Source organism: Levilactobacillus fuyuanensis (genome assembly GCF_003946395.1).
Classification (GTDB): Bacteria; Bacillota; Bacilli; order Lactobacillales; family Lactobacillaceae; genus Levilactobacillus; species Levilactobacillus fuyuanensis.
Genome location: NZ_RHNZ01000010.1, coordinates 1 through 20,803, shown reverse-complemented (window position 1 = coordinate 20,803; position 20,803 = coordinate 1). Strand labels below are relative to the sequence as shown.

General features: G+C 49.0%; 18 protein-coding genes. 3 read left to right on the top strand and 15 right to left on the bottom strand.

Translation table 11 applies throughout. The annotated features are described in order from the left end of the window. Nucleotides 1–260: 260 nt before the first annotated feature. Both EKM73_RS06825 and EKM73_RS06820 read right to left on the bottom strand, forming a co-directional pair. The gene (locus tag EKM73_RS06825; RefSeq protein ID WP_125701222.1) at nucleotides 261–908 is read right to left on the bottom strand and encodes a FusB/FusC family EF-G-binding protein; all 648 of its coding nucleotides are present in this window, start codon (nucleotides 906–908) and stop codon (nucleotides 261–263) included. A gap of 513 nt (nucleotides 909–1,421) precedes the next feature. Continuing rightward, nucleotides 1,422–2,351 carry a DMT family transporter gene (locus tag EKM73_RS06820; RefSeq protein WP_125701221.1) on the bottom strand — a complete coding sequence of 310 codons (930 nt, stop codon included), beginning with the start codon at nucleotides 2,349–2,351 and terminating at the stop codon, nucleotides 1,422–1,424. Nucleotides 2,352–2,909: 558 nt separating this feature from the next. Between EKM73_RS06820 and EKM73_RS06815 the strand changes: the two genes are divergently transcribed. Beyond that, on the top strand, nucleotides 2,910–3,479 hold the full coding sequence (locus EKM73_RS06815; RefSeq protein ID WP_125701220.1) for a sugar O-acetyltransferase: 570 nt from the start codon (nucleotides 2,910–2,912) through the stop codon (nucleotides 3,477–3,479). Between the two features lie 56 nt (nucleotides 3,480–3,535). Here EKM73_RS06815 and EKM73_RS06810 read toward each other — a convergent pair whose 3' ends face one another. The 12 genes from EKM73_RS06810 to EKM73_RS06755 all read right to left on the bottom strand — a co-directional run bounded on the left by EKM73_RS06810 (nucleotide 3,536) and on the right by EKM73_RS06755 (nucleotide 17,859). Next, complete coding sequence (locus tag EKM73_RS06810) at nucleotides 3,536–4,147, bottom strand: sugar O-acetyltransferase (RefSeq protein ID WP_125701219.1); 612 nt, start codon at nucleotides 4,145–4,147, stop codon at nucleotides 3,536–3,538. 226 nt (nucleotides 4,148–4,373) lie between these two features. Then, nucleotides 4,374–5,378 carry a GW dipeptide domain-containing protein gene (locus EKM73_RS06805; protein WP_125701218.1) on the bottom strand — a complete coding sequence of 335 codons (1,005 nt, stop codon included), beginning with the start codon at nucleotides 5,376–5,378 and terminating at the stop codon, nucleotides 4,374–4,376. 160 nt (nucleotides 5,379–5,538) lie between these two features. Continuing rightward, nucleotides 5,539–6,957 (bottom strand): C69 family dipeptidase, encoded by a 1,419-nt coding sequence (locus EKM73_RS06800; protein WP_125701217.1) that lies wholly within the window; start codon nucleotides 6,955–6,957, stop codon nucleotides 5,539–5,541. Between the two features lie 251 nt (nucleotides 6,958–7,208). After that, the gene (locus EKM73_RS06795; RefSeq protein ID WP_125701216.1) at nucleotides 7,209–9,959 is read right to left on the bottom strand and encodes an HAD-IC family P-type ATPase; all 2,751 of its coding nucleotides are present in this window, start codon (nucleotides 9,957–9,959) and stop codon (nucleotides 7,209–7,211) included. A gap of 284 nt (nucleotides 9,960–10,243) precedes the next feature. Continuing rightward, entirely contained in the window at nucleotides 10,244–10,525 is a 282-nt protein-coding gene (locus EKM73_RS06790) for a type II toxin-antitoxin system RelB/DinJ family antitoxin (protein ID WP_125701215.1), read from the bottom strand. A gap of 215 nt (nucleotides 10,526–10,740) precedes the next feature. Then, nucleotides 10,741–12,297: a bifunctional metallophosphatase/5'-nucleotidase gene (locus tag EKM73_RS06785; RefSeq protein WP_164508886.1), complete on the bottom strand. Its 1,557-nt coding sequence runs from the start codon at nucleotides 12,295–12,297 to the stop codon at nucleotides 10,741–10,743. 2 nt (nucleotides 12,298–12,299) lie between these two features. Next, nucleotides 12,300–13,112 carry a phosphonate ABC transporter, permease protein PhnE gene (phnE, locus tag EKM73_RS06780; RefSeq protein ID WP_125701213.1) on the bottom strand — a complete coding sequence of 271 codons (813 nt, stop codon included), beginning with the start codon at nucleotides 13,110–13,112 and terminating at the stop codon, nucleotides 12,300–12,302. A gap of 1 nt (nucleotide 13,113) precedes the next feature. After that, complete coding sequence (gene phnE, locus EKM73_RS06775; RefSeq protein ID WP_125701212.1) at nucleotides 13,114–13,908, bottom strand: phosphonate ABC transporter, permease protein PhnE; 795 nt, start codon at nucleotides 13,906–13,908, stop codon at nucleotides 13,114–13,116. An 11-nt stretch (nucleotides 13,909–13,919) separates the two neighbouring features. Beyond that, nucleotides 13,920–14,672: a phosphonate ABC transporter ATP-binding protein gene (gene phnC / locus EKM73_RS06770; RefSeq protein WP_125701211.1), complete on the bottom strand. Its 753-nt coding sequence runs from the start codon at nucleotides 14,670–14,672 to the stop codon at nucleotides 13,920–13,922. A 90-nt stretch (nucleotides 14,673–14,762) separates the two neighbouring features. Then, nucleotides 14,763–15,710 carry a phosphate/phosphite/phosphonate ABC transporter substrate-binding protein gene (locus EKM73_RS06765; RefSeq protein ID WP_125701210.1) on the bottom strand — a complete coding sequence of 316 codons (948 nt, stop codon included), beginning with the start codon at nucleotides 15,708–15,710 and terminating at the stop codon, nucleotides 14,763–14,765. A 319-nt stretch (nucleotides 15,711–16,029) separates the two neighbouring features. Then, entirely contained in the window at nucleotides 16,030–16,878 is an 849-nt protein-coding gene (locus EKM73_RS06760; protein ID WP_125701209.1) for an aldo/keto reductase, read from the bottom strand. Nucleotides 16,879–17,412: 534 nt separating this feature from the next. Continuing rightward, complete coding sequence (locus EKM73_RS06755; protein ID WP_125701208.1) at nucleotides 17,413–17,859, bottom strand: MarR family winged helix-turn-helix transcriptional regulator; 447 nt, start codon at nucleotides 17,857–17,859, stop codon at nucleotides 17,413–17,415. A gap of 80 nt (nucleotides 17,860–17,939) precedes the next feature. Between EKM73_RS06755 and EKM73_RS06750 the strand changes: the two genes are divergently transcribed. Further along, the gene (locus tag EKM73_RS06750) at nucleotides 17,940–18,494 is read left to right on the top strand and encodes an NADPH-dependent FMN reductase (RefSeq protein ID WP_125701207.1); all 555 of its coding nucleotides are present in this window, start codon (nucleotides 17,940–17,942) and stop codon (nucleotides 18,492–18,494) included. 88 nt (nucleotides 18,495–18,582) lie between these two features. On the opposite strand, the gene EKM73_RS06745 is transcribed toward EKM73_RS06750, so the two are convergent. Next, nucleotides 18,583–19,275: a glycerophosphodiester phosphodiesterase family protein gene (locus EKM73_RS06745; protein WP_164508880.1), complete on the bottom strand. Its 693-nt coding sequence runs from the start codon at nucleotides 19,273–19,275 to the stop codon at nucleotides 18,583–18,585. A gap of 567 nt (nucleotides 19,276–19,842) precedes the next feature. On the opposite strand from EKM73_RS06745, the gene EKM73_RS06740 reads away from it, so the two are divergent. Next, nucleotides 19,843–20,775 carry a glycosyltransferase gene (locus tag EKM73_RS06740; protein WP_125701205.1) on the top strand — a complete coding sequence of 311 codons (933 nt, stop codon included), beginning with the start codon at nucleotides 19,843–19,845 and terminating at the stop codon, nucleotides 20,773–20,775. Nucleotides 20,776–20,803 lie beyond the last annotated feature (28 nt).

The window sequence follows — 20,803 nt, the reverse complement described above, 5'->3', positions numbered from 1 at the left end:
TCGCCCGGTCTAACAACGTCGTCACGGCTGGCGCCATCTCTGGCTTCCTCCGGCTAAACTGGTCTTAACACGAAGCGTCCATAAACTTTGCGGCTCATTTTTACCGCTTATAGTCTAGAGATAATCAAAGTTATAACGATTCAGCTAAGTATGCTCATTACTGAAGCAAAAGGTACCACAACCCCTAAACACGAGGGGTTGCGGTACCTTTTCCATTTAAAAGAGGACCACCACTTGGCAGTCCTCTCGGAAGTTAATGTTTAGCGTTTCGGTCGCACAATCTCTAAGAAATCGGCGAGTGGTTGGGGGTCGATCAGTTGGCGGTTACACTGGGCGCTGTCGCGGCAGATGTAATTACCATTTCGTGTGAAGGTCCCCAGACCGGACTTCTTGGTCGTTGAGACGAACAGGGAAACATTGCCGATTGTTTGGCAAATGGCACAGACACCTTTAACGGTCTTGGGCCCCATGTCCCCTTGAATCCCAATGAGTCGGTCTTGATACGGGGCTACCAGATACTTTTTCTGACTACCGCCGTCATTCCAACCGAGGTAGGTAAGTTCGTGTAAATCAACGTCGGCCCACTCCGGTTGCTTTAATTTTTTCACTTTACGGAATAGCTTGCTCAGTTGCTTCTGACTCAGACTTGGGAACGGCACTACGAGCGGCTTAATCGTCGGTAGTAGCTTGGCCGCAGCCTCGCGCGTAATGCGATCGGGCTGTAGTTGTCGTAAAAAGTCCTGAGCAACGGGCTCATCTGCCGGCAAGTGACTCGCGATATTTTCAATCGTGGTATCACGAATGACGCGGCGCATACGCTTGTCGTTGACGGACAGGTAGGCACTGACGAGGGCGTTGACTTGCTGGGTGATATAACTATATTCGTAAGCGGTGATTGTTGGTTCCATAAGTGTTTCTTCCTTTCAGATTTAAACCAGACACTTCTCTGAAAGGTTTTGCAGAAAAGTGTCGCTAACAGCCAGCACTCTTCCGTACAAATAACGATGCCATCATCGTCGATCATCTCCTTGTATTCAGCAATTTAGCTGAATTGTTCATAAGTATACCGAAACCGTTGTGGAAAAGCAAGATTCATTTTCATCTGTTTCCACATCATAAAAGGCCACGCAATATCTCCTGCGTGACCCCACTTTTCTAAATTTCAAAAAACCTTACGATTCAACTTAAAGTTAAGAGTAGTAACTAGCCGAAGGCAGTCAGGACGCAGATGGCTGTGACGACGGCGTTATCCCGGGCGATTGGACCTTCCCGGGATTACACCGTGGGACGTGTTTGGAAACTCACATGAACTTCGCGAGGTTTCAAACCGAGCCGGAAGCCCGCCTTTTGGCTGTAGGCGGTCCCCACAGCAGGCGGAGTCCTGACTGCCGCAGGCGACAACTGGTCCCCTTAACGTTAAGTTACTCGGTTCGGAAGCCGCGAAGGAAGTTGATCATCTTCCGGCCATTTAAGGATAACGCCATGACCGCGAGAATAATCAGCATCCCGCCGAACAAGTCATAGTTGGTCAGCTGAACATTGAGGAAAGCCACGGAGAAGACCGTTGCCGCCAGTGGTTCGAAGGCATCCAGCAAGCTGGCCGTCGTCGGTAGAATGTAGCCCAGGGCGTGGGCAAACATCAAGAACGGAATCACCGTTCCCAGAATGATAATCACCAGAATCAGGGCAACCTCCGTACCCGTCAAGGTCACGTGATCACGCCAAACTGGCCCGAAAACATTTAGACAGATACCGGCGACGAATAATCCCCACCCGGTCACGGATACCGCGCCGAACTTAGGTAGTAAGGGCCGTGGAATCAAGGTGTTCGTCGCCACACCAATGGCGGATAATCCGCCCCAGAACAGGACGACCGGAGAAATGGCCAGGCTGTTCAAATGGCCGTGGGTCACAATCAGTAACGTTCCGAAGAAGGCCATGATCATCCCCAACGCTTCCGGCCGCGTTGGCGTGACGTGCTTAAATAGTAGAAAGTAGATACTGATGATGAACGGTCCTAAAAACTGAATGATGGTCGCAATCGGTGCGTTCCCGAACTTCACGGCCTCAAAATAGCAGAGCTGGACCGGCACCAATCCCAGTAAGCCGTAACTGACTACGCGTAAGGCCGTAGCCCGTTGGCGCCAGATGGCAAATGGCTTGACCCCGGCGAACTGGCCAAAGACGAGTAGAATCAGTCCGGCCGAGATCATTCTGACCTGCGTCAACCACAGGGCTGTGACGTGGGAGTTCAGCATAAACAAACTGCTGGCCGCTACCCCCGAGATACCCCAGAGGATACACGCCACGCTGGCTAAGAGTACGCCGCGTAAATGATGTTGACGGTTCATCGTGGCCACTTCCCGTTAGCAACTGTATTTAAATTAAACATTCCCTAATCCCTCTTATCGCGTAAAATTAATCGTCCACTGCCCATTATAGCAAAGGGCTTCGCGGGACCTCTAAGGAAAGTGCGATTACTCACGCGATTATAATTTGGAATCGCTTCATTCTAACGACACTATTAGAAAACGACCAAAAAGGCCCCCGCCTTCGCGGAAGCCTCGCTGACCCAGCCACAAATAGTTATCAGCATTGACCATGATGGTAGTCGCCCGACATTATCCGTTTTATATTTTTAGCTGAGCACAAACTCCGGAGGACAAGCTTCCCCGCAGCTTTGACGTTTATTGTATGCTATCTCACGGCAGAACCCTCACCAAAGGCCCCGGTTAGCTTGGCGAGGAAATTAAAGCCCACCATCACTGTGCCCAACAATTGTTCGCCAGCTGGATATTTTTATAACCAAGCGGCTTTCATTGCCAGATAAATGTTAGCGTTTACAATTAATCCGTACAAATATTCTTATTTATGCTACAATAATCGAAAAGACCTGGAGGCTATATCCTATGAAAACCGAAAAAGAAAAGTTTATGGCGGGCGAGCCCTACAACATCATGGATCCGGAACTCGCAGCCGAGGAGACCAAGGCGCGGCGGCTCTGTAAGATCATGAATGAACTAGATGATACGGCCGCTGTCGAGAAGGAGCACGTTATTCGGCAGCTCTTCGGTTCCGTCGGCAAGACGCCATGGGTGCAGCCTAACTTCCGCTGTGACTTCGGTTACAACATCCACGTTGGTGACGCTTTCATGTGTAACTACGACTGTGTCATCTTGGATGTCGCTCCCGTAACCATCGGGGATCACTGCATGATGGCCCCCCACGTTCAAATCTACTCCGCCTACCATCCCCTTGATCCAGCCGGTCGTGATGCTTTCGTAGGTCTCGGCAAACCCGTAACGATTGGCGATCACGTCTGGATCGGTGGCGGTTCCGTCATCCTGCCCGGTGTAACATTGGGGAACAACGTCGTGGTCGGGGCCAACTCCACGGTCACGAAATCCTTCGGCGACAACGTTGTCTTAGCCGGCAGTCCTGCCCGCGTTATTCGCGAAAACGTCCCAACTAAAGATTAAATTAGCTCATGTGAAAGGGACTAGCCAATCGGCCAGTCCCTATTTTTTCATCAAAATTATCGTAATAGCCGGGCCACATCGTCGTGATTAGCCTGCGATACACCAATCGGTGGCAATCGCTTAATCACTCGTGCTGGTACGCCACCAACTAAGACATTGGCCGGAACGTCCTTGGTCACGATAGCCCCAGCTGCGACAACTACATTACTCCCGATCGTGACACCGGGCATGATGGCCACCTTGCCGCCAATCCACACGTCATCACCAATGGTTACCGGACTGGCCTGCGCCATGTAGCTTCGGCGATCAGTCGCCCGTAGCGGATGATTGACGGTATAGATATCTACGTTGGGCCCAACCATTACGTTGCGGCCGATAGTCACTGGCGCTATATCTAAGATTGTCAGGTTATAGTTGCTCAGAAAATCCTCACCCACATGAATATTGCGGCCATTATCGCAGTTGAACGTGGCTTGTACCGAGACCCGTTTACCATGACTGCCCAGAATTTCCTTGATCTTGGCGGTCTGAGCTTGCGGATCGGTTGCCGGAATGCTGTTAAATTCCTGACAGAGTTTGGCCGCTCGCACTTTCCGTTCAGCCACCGCCTTATCCATAAAGTGGTAAGGCTCCCCCGTATCCAACTTTTCAATTTCAGATTTTGCCATTAACCTTCACCTCACCATTAGCTTACCACTTAAAGTTAGGTCTAAATCAAAGGCGTCTGGAAAAATTTCCAGACGCCTTTTCATATCCGAACTTATATTGTCGAAACGTGTTCTACAGGGCAACCAGTTCCGCTTAACCCCGATTACCAAATAATCCAAAATCGGGATTTTTCGGTAATCGACGTTAATGCTCACTGGCTAACCGCCCTATGTCTCACTCTTTTAACTATGCAATCCACCCGAGGTAAACCGGAATGTCGATCTTACCTTGAGGCGAAATGGTCCCCTGGTAAGTCTGCCCGTGAAGATCAAACGTCGCGACTAACTTAAACTTCAAGGTCGCCACTGGTGTGATAGCTTTGCTGGATAACAGCTTACCCGTGGCACTCCGCGTAATCTCGCGAACAGCCTTACCGTTCTCATACGCGTAGGTCATAGTCTGGCTGTTCTGCTTCAGCATAACGACCCGTTGAATTTGATTATTCGCCGTGGCAATACCGATCTTGATGTGACCACTCTTATCGAGCGTGGCCACCTTTTTGGTCGCTGTCGCCGTCAAACCATCGCGACCCATCTCGCGCTTCATGTTATCCGGGTAGGTTCCCTTAACAACGGCGCTAGTCGGTAACCAACCAATGGCTTTGCCCGCGGCCGTTTCGAAGTACAAATAATGCTTCTTAGTCGTGGTCGTCAATGACTGCACGGCATAGAGCGTCTTATAGCCATAGTTACTGCCAAAGTGGCTGGCGGCTGTGACGCCCAACGTCTTTGCCGGCATGTTCCAGAAATCATGTGTCGTCGTTGGCGTCCAGTAGGCCGTCTTCTTGATCGACTTCAGCTGACTGATCTGCTGGTGGAAATTCAGTTTACTCAGGGCAACGTAGCCCCCGGTAATCTTCGTCGCCGCAACTGCATTAGATTCTGCGACTTGGCCGTGCTGCAGCTTCGTGGCCGTCACATTGGCCAACCGCACATAGCGTTTGCCACTGACGGTCACCACTTTGTCCACGGTCCAATGCTTCTTCGTGCTCAGGTTGGTCCCCAAAACCTTGCTGTGCGCGTATGCAGCACGGGGATAACTGTAAACCTTGGTTCCCTTAGCCTTAAACGTAAATACCCGATGTTGCGGATACGCTGGTAACGTGACTTTCGTAGCGGCCTGCGCCGTAGTTGTTGCTCCCCATAAAGCCAATCCCAGGCTTCCGGCTAAAGCGAACTTCATCCATTTCATGTGTGGTCCTCCTAGTCTATCCTCAACGCTTACTCTTCTGAATCAAAATCTCTGCTCTTAACTCATTTCTAACCATTTTACTTAAATTTGGCTAATAATCAACCAATTAGAATCAATTTCAACAGAAAATAATTACTAGCCACAACTTTCGGCTGATAAGCTAAAGGTTCTGACCCTTTTCCCACGCCGTCTTGGAGAGCAGTAAGCCTTGCTTAACCAGGTCGTTGAATAAGGCATGGGTCCGCTTGGAAACTTCGCCAGCGGTCTCGGCATTACTCTTGGTCAGGAAAGTCGTGGCATCCTCATTGATGGTTGCATCCGTAGCGGCAACTCGGGCTCGACCGTAAGATTGGCAGCCTTCGCGGAAGGCATTGACGCTCTCTACAAATTCGTGGAAGTGCGGTTCGATCAAAACGGATAAGGTCTTGTTTAACCAGTACACGTTGTCCACGGAAACTTCGGTCGTGGTGTTCTTGTAATCTTCTGGCGTGTCATTGATGTTGGTAAAGAATGGCACGTAAGGTGCGTAGGCGAAGAAGCCCATAGCGATCCATTGAATGGCCGCGTGGTCATCGTCAACGTCATTTCTAATCTGAAGGATTGAGGAGCATTGGTTTCGGTCCATAGCGATTGGCCGGTATTTTCTCTGGTCATCGGCTGAACCGGAAGCAAACGTCCCGAATGGATCGTATGGCGTGCCATTGTAGTGAGAAGATAGGAAGAATTCAACATCTTCAATCGCAATCTTCTTACTTGGTTGACGCGTAAACGGCATGTCTTGGTCGGTTGGTTGTTGATCCGCAACTTCCGGATTGAACAACTTCTGGCCATACCAAGTCCGTGGCGTGTTGTAGTAGGCATCGTCCTCCCCGTGAGTCCCGAAGATCTCCCGGAAGTTAAACGTGCCTGGCGTTGGGTTCAAGTGATACTTGGTGACAAAATCGACGAGGTCGGTCGCCACTAAGAAATTGTCACTATCATCCAAGTTGACCTCTTGCATCAAAGTTTGGTTTGGCGCAATGGCGTAGCTATCTTCAGGCAAGCGCATGGCTGCCCAGTGATGGCCCCCGGCCGTTTCCAAATACCAAATTTCATTCTTATCGTTGAAGGCAATACTGTTGCTTTCGCCGGTCCCGTACTTTTCCAATAAGGCACCCAAGCGTTGGGCACCTTCCTTGGCAGTCTTCACGTACGGCAGAACCAGTGTAATCATGGCCTCTTCGTTGATGCCATCGTTAACTAATGGGTCGTAACCCAGGACGCGCGCATTGGTCGCCGTCGTTTCGGTCGCGCTCATCCCCACGTTAAACTCGTTGATCCCAGCTTCTTCGTATTGGCCGTCACTTTGATCGGCTTGCGGAGTGCCCGTGTAACGGTAAGCGTGGTCGGGCAAGGGAACGTTGACGCCTGTAACAGCCGACGTAAACGTTGCTTGCTTTTGGTCCGTGGCGGGATGCACCACAAACTTGATGGGATTAATTGGCCCATAGCCATCCTCGTTACGCGCTACAATCGTGGAGCCATCCATGCTGGCGGCTTTACCCACTAAAATCTCGGTACAATCGGAACTTTTCTTCACAGTGTTCCGCCTCCTTTGCTTACAAGTATAGGATTATCGGGTGCTAAGGGCTAGGCTTTTCGGGAAATTTCGCGAAATAACTAGTGGCGAGATGTTAGTGCGATGAAATAGTGGCTAGTTAGTGACGGTGTTTCCCGTAAAAACGTAAAAAAGTGCTACCCCGCTCCTAGACGTGGAGGGGGTAGCACTCGTGTTTAAGTTCAGTAACTAAATCTGAATACCTTTACTAACAAACTCATCGTAGACGCGGATTAGAAGTTACGCTGTTCACGCGCTACGGTCTGGTTGTCGATGCGGTGCCGAATGGCCTTCGCAATTTCGGTAACCACCAGAACCACAAATCCAGCGACAATTGGAATCCACCAGCCGTAGAAGAAGTTGACGGATGTGGTGTGGAATACGCTCTGCATGGCTGGCCAGTAAATAATGCCGGCCTGTAAGACTAGCAGAATCGCAACGATCACGAAACTCATCTTGTTGCGGAAGAAGTACTTCGACAATACCGGGTGGTCGTTCTGTAAGTTAAAGAGGTAGAAAACCTTCCCGAAGATGATCACGTTTAGCGTCATGGTACTCCCGATTACGGCGGACAAGCCCTGGTTCGTTAAGAAGTCGTAGGCAAACATCCCGAGTCCAGAAATCAGTAGCGATACGTAGGTCACTTCGAAGACGTCCAGCTTGGACAAAATCCCGCGTGTCACGTCTCGAGGCCCCCGCTTCATAATGCCACTTTCAGCCGGTTCAAAGATGAATGCAAACTGAATGGTCAGGGCTGAAACCATGTTGATCCACAACAATTGCGTCGGGAACAACGGTAATTCCTGATCCATCAGGATACTCAAGACCACGATCAACCCTTCGGCAAAACTCGTTGGTAGAAGAAAACGAATCGTCTTACGAATGTTATCGAAGACGTGACGCCCTTCCCGCACGGCTCGCAGAATCGACGTGAAGTCATCATCGGCCAGCACCATATCGGCGGAGTCCTTGGCGACGTCGGTTCCCCGAATCCCCATGGCCACCCCAATATCGGCTTGCTTCAGAGCGGGCGCATCGTTGACCCCGTCACCGGTCATCGAGACCACGTGACCGCGTTGCTGTTGCGCCTTAACGATCCGTAGCTTGTCGGCTGGCGTGGTCCGAGCAAACACAGTGTATTGGTCAATCTTAGCGGCCAATTCTTCATCGCTCAATTGTGCCAGTTCGGGTCCGGTAATGGCCCGCGCCTTTTCAGACAGGTTAAGTTGTTGCGCGATGGCGGCTGCCGTTTCGGGGTCGTCACCGGTAATCATCTTAACCTTGATGCCGGCGTACCGTAACTGTTTCACGGCATCGGCCACACCAGGACGCGGTGGATCAATGATGCCGGCCATCCCAGCTAAGTGGAAATTCTGCCCAACGGTAACGTCGGCCACATCGGTCACGTCAGCGGCAACCGGTTGGTAGCCCAAAGCCACCACCCGTTTTCCCTGTTGGGTTAACTGGGATAAACGCGTTTGCCAAGCTGCTTGATCGACGGGTTGACCCTGGTCGCTCATCATTTTCATCAACGTTTGTGGGGCCCCTTTGACCAGCAAGACGCGCTGATCCTTGTGGTCCACCAACCGTGCAGAATAACGAATTGCGGAGTCAAAAGGTAACGAATCGATCTCTTGAGGATCGGGTTCCGTTCCTACTAATTTATGGTAAAGCGCCGTCAGCGCACCATCGGTCGGTTCACCTGTCAGGACCCACTGGCCGTCTTCCTCATGGAATTCGGCATCGGAGGTCTGACCGGCAATTTGGACCAACCATTCGAGGTCGGCATCGTGTTGCCACGGCACCGTTTGACCCTCGTCATTTTCAATCTGGCCGGTCACATCATAGCCAATGCCGGATACGGTGTAGGTATCGGCGGCGGTCAACACGTCGGTCACGGTCATTTCATTTTTCGTCAACGTCCCAGTCTTATCGGTGTTCACGATATCGACGGCTCCCAGTGTTTCAACGGCTGGCAGCGTCTTAACGATTACGTTTTGCTTGGTCATCGCCTGCGTTCCCATGGCTAAGACCACGGACGTACTAGCGGGCAACCCTTCTGGCATGGACCCGACGACCATCGTAATCACGGCAATCAGTAGGGTTGGCAAGCTGTATACGTGGGTGATCATCCCCAGAATGAAGAGCAAGGCGGCCACCACTAAGATGGCAATCGACAGGCCCAGGCCCAGACTGTTTAAGTTCTTCATCAACGGTGTCCGTTGCTGCTTAACTTCGGCCACGTTCTGTTGGATATGCCCAATCTCAGTATCCGTTCCAGTCACCGTCACGATGCCTCGGCCGGAGCCATTGGTCACGGCAGTTGAGGCAAACGCTTGGTTTGACCGTTCAGCTAACGGTAAATCCAGCGCCGTTAAAGGATCTTCACCCTTTAAGACGGAGTCCGTTTCACCAGTCAGGGCGGATTCCTGAATCTTCAGGTTGTCGGCATCGATCAGCCGTAAATCGGCCGGAACGGTATCCCCAGCTTCAAGCTGCACGATATCCCCGGTAACCAGCTCACGCGCTGGCAAGGTGATTTTCTGACCATCCCGAATCACGACGGCCTCGTTGACTAAAAGGGCCTTGATACGGTCCAACGCGTTATCCGCGGATTTTTCCTGAAAGTAACCGATAAAGGCGTTCGCGATGATCACCAGTCCGATAACGATTGAGTCGGAGTAGTGGTGCATAAAGAACGTGAGCAAGGCGGCGCCCGCCAGAATATAGATGATACTGTTGTTGAACTGCTTTAAGAATCGCAATAAGTTGGATTGCTTCTTCGCGGTCAGTTCGTTGGGGCCATTGGTCCGGAGGCGTTGTTGCGCCTCGCCGGTACTCAGGCCGTCATCTCTATCCGTGGCATAATCTGCAAGTAAGGACTCAGTCGTTCGCTGCCAGAGTGGCGGCTCCTGGCTGGGTCCGGGGTCAGTGCTTTCTGCTATTTCAGTCGGTGTTACAGTTGCTTCTGGATCTTGTGCCATATATTCAGGTTCATCCTTTCTAAAATGAAAAATTTTAACGGTCAGGAATCGGTAATGCAATATTCCGGTAGTGCAAGACGTCCACCTCCAAATCTAAATTTTTGATTAGTTAATTTTACCAAGTTTTCATGAAAATTGCATCTCATTCAGCCGTTTGCAATGCAAATTTAATATATAGGGTTAAAAAGTTGTAGTGATAATTAAAATAGGCAATGGTTCAGTCGCTTGCTGAATCGCTGCCTATTGCATTCCTGATTCGTGCTCTCGGGTGAACATCGATCCGATTAATCCTTATCAGTAAATCCTTCTAAGTCGGCTTGCGTCTTAACTTCCTTGACAGGTTGATTCTTTGTCGCTTCTAATAACTCATGTGTTGCCCGCTGCCGTTCCGATAGAACAACATCAAAGGGTAGTCCACCGTGAATAATAATCTGACGATAGAACACATTAATTGCGTTAGTCGGCGTCATCCCGAGATCGCTCAAAACTTTTTCGGCCTGATCAGCAACTTCTGCATCAACCAGTGCCTGAACTCGTTTACGTTGATTCTGCTTTGTCGTTTGCATACCATCCCCCCCTATGCCTAAACTTCATACTATGGTCAGCACAATTTAGCTAAAGATTGCTCTCATTTGAGCTTGTGGTGAGTGTTACATTCGTGTGCTAATTACCAAAATCGGTAGCTTTATGCCCTTTGATCAGGCATAAACAGGCTGACACAAAACGCTTTAACCTCAAAGTACCAGAGCACATCCTAAGTAGTGATGGCTCTGGTACTCTTTTAGCTGATCATTTTAAAGTTAGTGGGCTGGTGGCCCAAAACCACAGGGTGTTGTTCAAAGTAAGTCATGATTAATTCAGGTAAATCTACATTTACTTCTCGCGTGATTTTCTTTGCACTAAACATCGGATAATCACCGCCACCGTTGCCACGATACTGATTAACCGCCACACTAAGCATTTGATCAGGCTGGACGGGGGTCCCGTGATAATCCAATTGCACAACCCGCTGGCCAATCGGCTGGTGTAAGTCGAATGTGTAGTCTAGCCCGCTGTAAAAATCATAGTTATAGAGTTGCAACTTGGGTGTCGTAAACGCTGGGTTAACGGTAATTTTTCCCTTAGCATTCAGTAGCCAGAAACTAGCGCATCGCTCCAAGGCCGCCCGGATATCCTGACCCGAAAGCTGTTCGACTACAAGGGTATTGGGATAGCTGTAACTGTTCAGGAGTTGCCGAATCGTGGGTTGCGCGCTTAATCCGCGGACATCGTCGTTGAAGAGACTGGTTGCGGCAATATCAGTACCACCGGCCGTCATTTCCACAGTATTCACGAACTCGAGATACGGGTGTCCATGCCGTCGGGCGGCCATACTATCCGTCACATCTAGACTGTCACCGCTTAGCTTGCCGATTGGGCGGTCTAACCAACGCTGGACGTGACTTTCAGTCTCATCAGCCAGCGTCGCCAGCCAGTCAGCCGGTTGGGCATTAGCCGTCGTCAGCAAGCGAGCATCGTGATCGATGACTTGCTTATGCTTATCCAATACCAGGTCAATCATCCCCACCGCAACGCCCTTTTCACCGGGCTGAGTTGTGGGTACCCCCCGATAGATATCCGCTAACTGCCGGTGTTGATGGCCCGTAATTAGAGCATCAATTCCCGGAACTTCCGTTAAGAGTCGATAGCCTTCATTCTCACCGGTCGCGCGTTCGGTTGGCTTGCCTGTGGTCGGATCGGCCTCAAAACCACCGTGATAGGCGACAACCACAACATCTGCTTGTTTTCGTAACCGGGGAACCCAACGTTTAGCCGTCGTTACAACGGAATCAAACTGTAGTCCCACGATATGGTCGGCCGTTTCCCACACCGGAATGTAACTGGTCGTTAATCCCAGAATCGCTACCCGGACGCCTTGGCGTTCAACAATAGTATACGGTGCGTCAACGATCTTCTGGGCTTCCCCACCCTCAATGTTGGCCCCCAATAAGGGATAGTCTCGGTCGCTCTCACAGGTTCGCAGGTAGTCCAAACCATAGTTAAATTCATGATTACCCAAAACGCCGGCATCGTAATTTAGCGTTGTGGTCAGCTGGCTCAAAAGTTCACTCGGTGCCTCAGAGTGCTTGGCCAAGTAGGTGGTCAGTGGCGAGCCTTGAATCCAATCTCCATTTTCAATCGTAATAACAACTTCATCCGGCGCCGCATTCCGGCGAATCTCCTCGATCACTGTCGCTGCCTTGAGCAGGCCCAGCGGTTGATTGTCCGCTGCGTTCAGGTACTTTGTCGGATAGACGTAGCCGTGAACGTCGCTAGTTGAGAGAATCTTAACTTTCACCACTAAATCAACCTCTTTCGTAGTTGTTCCGACAAGGAGTCAATCAACAGAACCATCAGGACAATCCCCAACAAGATGATGCCGACTCGCGGCCAGTTACGTGTTTGAATGGCGAAGATCATGGGCGTTCCGATTCCGCCGGCACCGACCATCCCCAGAATCGAGGCCGAACGAACCGCGATTTCAAAGCGATAGAGGGTATAGGAAATGAATTCTGGCATAATCGTCGGCAATGTTGCTAGCATGAAGATCTGTGCGCTATTGCCTCCGGCGCTTGTAATGGCCTCATCGGCACCCCGGTCCATGTTCTCAATCGCTTCACTAAATAGCTTACCCAGCATCCCAATCGAATGGATGCTGACTGCTAGAACTCCAGCGTATGATCCCGGACCGACCGCTTTGATAAACATAATGGCGAGGACAATCTCGGGAAAAGTTCGAATCAAGGTCAGGATGACCTTGCCACTTCCCGAACGGACGTGGAGCCACTCCTTACCCCCACGCGCCGCCCAAAAGGCAAAGGGCACACTGATTAGAGAAGAGATAATCGTTCCCAAAAAGGCAATCGCTAACGTCTGTAGAATCAACGACACCAGATCTTCGCCGCTACCATTATAAACGTACGACCAGTCTGGCTGAACCAGGCCATGCACAATTGAACGGGACACGGATGCCGCAGATTCTTGTAGACCGGTGAAATGCAGTCCCGTAATCGCCCAAGTATAGACAACCGCCACGACGGCAATCCACAAGAGCCAGTTCCATCGCCGCCATAGAGTCAACGTGGCGGGTTTTTTTGATATTGTTGTTTGCATGTTAGAGTAGCACCCTCCTCAAATGATTACTGATACCGTCAATGACCATGACCACCACGAGTGTTGCCAAAATAATAACCGCCGTCTGACTATAGTTGAACTCATTTAGTGATCGCTGTAAGAACACCCCAATCCCACCGGCACCTAAGTATCCTAGCACCGTTGAGGCCCGCACATTGATCTCTAAAGTATAGAGAAAATAACTCACGAATTGATTCATGATTTGCGGTAAAACCGCGTACCAAATAATAGTTAGTTTGTTAGCCCCTACGGACTCCAAGGCTTCCAGCGGCCCCATATCAATCGTTTCAATAACTTCATAGAAGAGCTTGGAAACCATCCCAAACGAGAAGATGGCTAGTGTCACAACCCCTGCCGTCGATCCGATCCCAAAGATGGCCACAAAGATGGCCGCTAAGAGCAGGTCAGGTAGCGTCCGAACAAGGTCGAGAATCAAACGAATAATTCCTCTGAGCCAACGGTTGTGGACCAAATTACTGGCCGCCAATACGGCAAAAGGAACAGCGAAGGCAGCCCCAATCGTGGTCCCCAGGATGGCCATCTGAATGGTCTCATATAAGGGATGAAGAATAATGGGAAGATAATCCCAGGCCGGCCGCGACATGCGTACGAGCAGATCCGTAAACTGACCTAGGTTGCCGAAGAACATCCCCACATCGACGCCGGTCATTCGTGACGACGCTACCAACAGAATAAGAATGACGAGTGTCCAGGCAATGGGCTTCACGTGCCAGCGTTGCAACCACGGCCGCCGTGGTACTTGTGTTGTCATCATTTATGCCCCTCCTAGACTGTCTGGTAGACCCGGTTCAGGTCCGCCTCGGTCACGGCCGCAATCGGCTCATCATAGACGACTTCACCGGCGCGTAACCCCACGATCCGGTCGGCATATTCCCGGGCCAACGCCACGGAATGCAGGTTGACGATCACCGTAATGCCATCCTCCTGATTCAACCGCTTGAGGATATCCATGACCGTCTTAGTCGTCAGCGGATCCAACGAGGCAATCGGCTCATCGGCTAAAATGATCTTAGGGTCCTGCATCAGCGTCCGTGCAATCGCGACCCGCTGTTGTTGCCCACCCGACAGTTCATCGGCTCTTGCGTATAACTTTTCCGCTAGACTGACCCGCTGTAAGGCCTGTACGGCTTTCTGCTTGTCCGTCGTGCTAAATAAGCCCAAGATGCTCTTCCAGGTTGGGTAATAGCTGACCCGGCCTGAGAGGACATTCTTAGCCACACTCGACCGTTTTACTAAGTTGAAATTTTGAAAGATCATTCCAATCTTTCGCCGCAGCAAGCGCAGTGAGCGGCCCTTATAGGTCTTGATTGATTCGCCTTCAACTTGAATCTCACCGGACGTAATCTCATGCATCCGATTAATTGTCCGCAGCAGGGTACTCTTGCCTGCGCCAGACAAGCCGACCACCACCAAGAATTCACCCTGTGGAATCTCAAAGTTAATATTTTTCAAACCGACCGTGCCGTTAGCGTAGACTTTGTTGACGTTTTTAAATGAAATAATGGGTGCCTTGTCCATCCGTCTGATTCCCCCTATGTAAAAGAGCAGCGAAGGCGCCGATACTATCGCTCCCCCTGCTACTCTTACCGTCGTTACATCAATTCAGTTTTACTTGTCGAGGGCCTTAGCCTTCTTATCGTACTGACGAATAATGTTAAAGTTGCTGTCTTTTGAATCCGTGTAGCCTTCATGCGAGTAAACGCTGGAAATGATGGCGTGACCCTTCTTGGTCTTCGCAATCTGCTTGAACGCCGTCGCAATCTTCTTTTGCCACTTACCGGTCATATCCCCACGGACCGTAATGGTATCGTTTGGAATCTTCCCTGTGGTGTAGATGGGAACGACCTTGCTCATAATGTCCTTCTCGTCCTTCTTCACCAGGTTCCGTGCGCCTTGGAAGACAAAGGCAGCATCCGTGTTCTTGTTGTAAACGGATAAGACTCCTTGATCATGGCCCTTGACCGTGACCGTTTGAATGCCATCCTTATTGATGTTGACACCTTGGTCCAACATTTCAACTGCTGGATAGATCCAGCCGGCCGTAGACGTCGTGTCTTGGACGGCAATCTTCTTACCCTTCAAGTCCTTAACAGACTTAATGCCGCTATCCTTGCGTACCAGAATTTGGGAACGGTAGTAGTCGACCAGCTTGGTGTTGGCCTTGTCCCCTGGTTCCGTAAGCCCATAACGTTGTGCTTGCAGTAAGACCTTGTCATGGTACTGCTTATGAGCCAATACGTAGGCATCAGGTGGCAGGAAGCCCACATCAACCTTCTTAGACCCCATCGCTTCAACGATAGTGTTGTAGTCGGTCGAAACGCTGACCGTGACTGGAATCCCCAATTGCTTCTTCAGCAACCCTTCCAGTGGCTTGGCCTTGGCTTCAATCGTCCCCGCATTAGATGACGGCACGAATTCCACCGTCAACTTCTTGGGGGCATACCCCTTTGATCCAGACGTGGATGCCGTAGTCTTCCCACAACCTGCCAATGCTGCTGGTAAGACCAGTAATGCAGTGAAAACTAAGAGCCATTTTACCTTCTTACTCAAGTGCATCTAGCTCACTCCTCAGTTATGTAGTAGTCCTCTTTGACCACTCCCAATACTAACAGAAACCCGAACTTTTACAATCGTTTTCTGAAAATATGCCGGATTATAAATATATTAATGACGAAAAAAGCGCCTATTTTCAATAAGTAAATCGTAAAACTCGAACTATATATTTATTTTTCAATAAAACTATCTTGTTAGCGAATCTAATGAGCCGACCAACCAATCGTCAACGGAAACATCCGATCCCATGATTATCGTAGGCAATAAAAAAACGGCTGATTGCACCTTATGCATGCAATCAACCGTGTTATTTTCAGTAAATTTAGCCTTGCGTCCCATTGTGTTCATGGTTCTTAGCCGTATCACTCATCGCATTTAACTTAGCCATGTCACCCGCATCAATTGAAAAGTCCAACTGCGCATTCGCCGTAATATGGGCCTGACTTGTCGCCTTAGGCAGTGGCAACACGCCATTCTCTAAGACAAAACGCAGGGCTAGCTGTGCCGCCGAAACGTGGTACTTATTAGCCATTTCCTTAATCGCCGCATTTTCCAACATATCGCCAGTAGCCAACGGTGAGTAAGCTTCAACCAACATATCGTGGTCCTGCGCAAACTTCGTGATCTTAGGTTCCGTGTAGCCGACATAGTATTGAATCTGGTCGACCATGGGCGCAACCTCAGCATGATTTAAGATGTTCTGCAAATCGTGACTGTTGAAGTTCGAGACCCCAATGGCCTTCGCCTTACCGCTGGCATAAATTTTTTCCATCGCACGCCAGACATCACGATTTCCGGCATCACAATCTTTACCAATTTCACGCCATGGCCACGGTGCATGAATCAAGTAGAGGTCAACGTATCCAACGTCCAAGTTCGACATGGTCGTGTCAAAGGCATCCAACGCACCTTGATAGGTCTTGACTTCAGCTGGCAACTTTGTGGTCACAAAAATCTCTGCTCGTGGAATCCCAGAGTCGCGAATCGCCTTACCAACACTAGATTCGTTAGCGTAAGCCTTTGCCGTATCAATGTGCCGGTACCCAGCCTTCAACGCATTTGCCACCGCGTTATAAGCCGTGTCGCCACCCGGAATCTGCCAAGTGCCAAATCCAACCTGTGGAATCTGCGTACCATTAGTCAAACGAAACGTATCCGTTAAAACTGACATATTTGACCCTCCAATTTATTCAGTAACTAGGATAAGTATACGCTTTCTTTACACATGAAAGGTCAAATTGGCTCGTGGATTTGTTCGGGATTTCATTTAGATTTCAGGAAAATTTCGCTTCCATGAATTTGTAATATTACAAATCACGAGAATTACCCAAAACCCTTGATTTCTTTGTTATTATAAAAATGTCGTAAAACAATTGCTTAACAACCAGACGACAAACTAAAGCTTTTTTGGTAACAATTGTTAAGGTACCCGGAAAATGTCTTAGCAATTGATTGTCCAAATTAAATATTAGCCTCATTGAATCAGACTAAATCCCAGTTCGATTCAATGAGGTTAATTTTTTTACACTTTTTTCCACCAGACTGGCTAACCATGATGTTTTTAGAAGACTGCAAACTGATTTCATCCCTCTGAAATTTTCTGCTAGCTTGACGTTATGGACAAAAACAACAAACGTTGCCTCACCCAACTTATTTCCGCTAACGGGCCATCACTAAACTTAACCATTCAGAGCGCCATGCATACTTATTCATGATAATCTTCCTTGTTACCCGTCAACGTATCCGCTAATTGTTGCAGGACCCGCGCCAATTCGGCACGATCGGTATTGGAATAGCTCGCTAATTTTTCGCGTAATGCTGCCTCCCGAGCGAGCTTGATTTGTATCAGTCCCCGTTGCCCTTGCGATGTTAGCGTCACTTGGCGAACCCGTTGATCCCGACGTTCCGCCTCTGCTAACCAACCTGCCGCCATTAATTTATCGACCTGCCGACTGATGGACGAGTGATTCCGACCAATCTGATCGGCCAATTCGCCAATGCTGATCCCCGGCTGACGCCCAACCCGAACCACAATGGGTAGGGCCGCCGATTCCAATGGCACATCGGCCTGCTGGAGCAGATGGCGATCCTGTTGCGGTTGATTAAAAAAAGTTACGATTTCAAATAGTGCTTCAAAAATTTCATTATCCATACTTGCTATTATACCAGAAAGTTGTTAAGATACGTGCATAATGCACAGATTATTTCAAATTTAAGGAGATTTTTTAACTCATGACATCTAAAATCGGCATCATCATCGGCTCCACTCGCCCCTCTCGAATCAGTCCCGACATCGCAGCCTGGCTCCAGAAGGCCATCGCGCAACCTAATTTAACTGTCGACCTTATCGATCTGGCTGAAATCAACCTGCCTTTCCTGGACGAAGTCGCCCAGCCTTCGACAGGCGTCTACAACGAGGTCCATACACAACGCTGGAGTCAATTGGTTCAGGGTTACGACGGCTTTATCCTGCTCTTCCCCCAATATAATTGGGGCTATCCGGCACCGCTGAAGAACGCTCTCGATTACCTCTATAAGGAATGGGCCGGTAAAGCCGTCAGCATGGTCTCGTACGGTAGTCACGGGGGCTTCCAAGCCGCACTAGGAGTCAACCTCATCATTCGTGGCCTCAAGATGCAACCGTTGAATAACAACTTGCAGATTAGCTTGCACCGCACTGATATGGACGACCAAGGTCACTTCATAGACGTTGATCAGGCACTGGCCCCCTATGCATTTAACACGCAACAATTGGGTGCTGAATTTCAGAATTTACTCGACAAATAGCTTATCATTGGGAGAATTGCCCAACACTCTAAGCCCCCTTAAAAGTCTAACAAGCGCCCCGTTCTGTCATCGGAACGGGGCGCTTGTTTTAATTAGCAATCTGTCGTTTTACCTGCATCATCGTGACAAAGTCATCCGTGAAGATCCCGGCAACGTGCTGCTTCATGAGATCCGCAGCCACGGTTGGATTATCGACCGTCCAGATGCGTTCGGTGATAGGCAGGCCTGATTGAAAATGGCTCAGGTGCAAACCACTCAGATGTTCCTTCGCCACCAGCATTGCTGGCTGGGCCACTGGCTTATCCGTCAGCCAGCAATAACTCTCGTCGGGCGCAATCTTCTGGCAGGTCTTCAAGGTCGGCAAGTGAAAGGATGAGAAGATCACAGGTCGTTGTAGCTTGGTCGTGTGCACCATGCGCATGACAATGGCCTCAATCCCCGGATACTGAATCTTATCGGTCTTCAACTCCAGATTGAGTTGCACATCGCGATCAGTGACCAACGCCAGAAACTCCGCCAGTGACGGAATCGGTTCCTGATTGGCCAACCGAAAATGCCGTAGTTGCGCGTAGGTATAGCTCTCAATCAACCCACTGCCATCCGTGGTTCGATCAATCCGTTCGTCATGCATAATGACTGGCACACGGTCCTTCGTCAGATGTACATCAAACTCTAAGCCTTCAATTCCATGATCCAAAGCATAGCTGAATCCCACCAGTGAATTCTCCGGGAAGCGCGCCGGATATCCCCGGTGGCCAAATACGGTCGTTGTCATTGTCACCAGTCACTCCCTACTTCAGTCTTGTTTACTGTCATTAGGATACCTCTTATTCTACGTGATGTTTGTAAAGAATTGCTGAGGTTTTGGTAAAGACCTGGTAAACACATTGGCGAACATAGTGATTAAGACACGCAATCATCACTCTGAGAAAATACTGGCACTGATTTCTGAAGTTAGATTCCAATCAAATAGTCCTGTTTATGATGGTCCCAGAATCGCAAAAACTATCTTACCATTGCCAATATAATGAATGACTGATACTTATATATCGGTAAAATATTTGTCTCGTTGTTTGTCCGATGTTAATCTATAATGGAACTAGGTTATTAGTAGGTATAATTAACTTACTCAATATAAACCACGACAACACTTTTAAGTGTCTTTGGTTTTTAAACGCAGCCAGGCTTAGTTAAATCATCATTTTATGCATTTATTTCGCACCGCTTTAAATGAATGATATACTATCATTCTCTTGCGTATATTATATGATATTAACTTATGCAACCAGTTTTAATAAACCATATTGTTCATTAACAGGGAAGTCTTTGAAGGAGATGGGGAGACATTATGTTAAACATTGGCGTCATCATTCCGGCTCTTAATCCGGATAATAAGTTGATTGACCTGATCAGCAATATAAATTCCTCATCAATATTAAGCGCTGCCATTAACGAAATCATCATTGTAAATGATGGTAGTGATGCTAAACATCAAGTTATTTTTCAACAATTACGACAACGCTACCCAGAGCTGACTATCTTAAATCATCCACACAATCGTGGCAAAGGGGCGGCGCTGAAGACCGCTTTTACTTACGTTCAAAAGCACCTGCCAAATATCGACGGTGTGGCCACTATGGATTCCGATGGCCAACATACTATTGCGGCTTTACAAAGCTGTCTAGATAGATTTGCCCAAGACCCGCAACAACTCGTCATCGGCGTCCGCCATTTCACAAATGACATTCCATTTCGTAGCCAATTTGGTAATCTACTGACCAGCGGACTGGTTCGTTTATTAACGCGACAAAATATTTCAGATACCCAGACTGGACTGCGGGTCATTCCCATGACTTACACGAAAGCACTGATCAATTTTTCTGGTGATCGCTTCGAGTTTGAATTTGACATGTTACTCCAAGCAAAAAAATATCATGTAAAGATCATCGAGCAGCCTATTCCGACAATTTACTTGGAAGGCAATGCCTCATCCCATTTCCGTGTCATTCGTGATTCAATTGCAATTTATTCTCGATTTTTAAAATTCGCCGCCAGTGGACTAATCTCTTTCCTGATTGATATTAGTTTATTTTATCTTGTCCTTTTTTTCATTGGCAATCACGTCTTAAATAGTATCCTCGTGGCAACTGTCGTTTCACGGGTCCTATCTTCGATTGCGAACTATTCAATTAACCACCACGTTGTTTTCAATCACGCAGGTAACAAAACGCTGGGAGTGTCAAATTTTTTGTGTAAATGGAAGTCCTCTCCCATTAGCTAGCTTCTAATACATGGATTCTAACGTATCT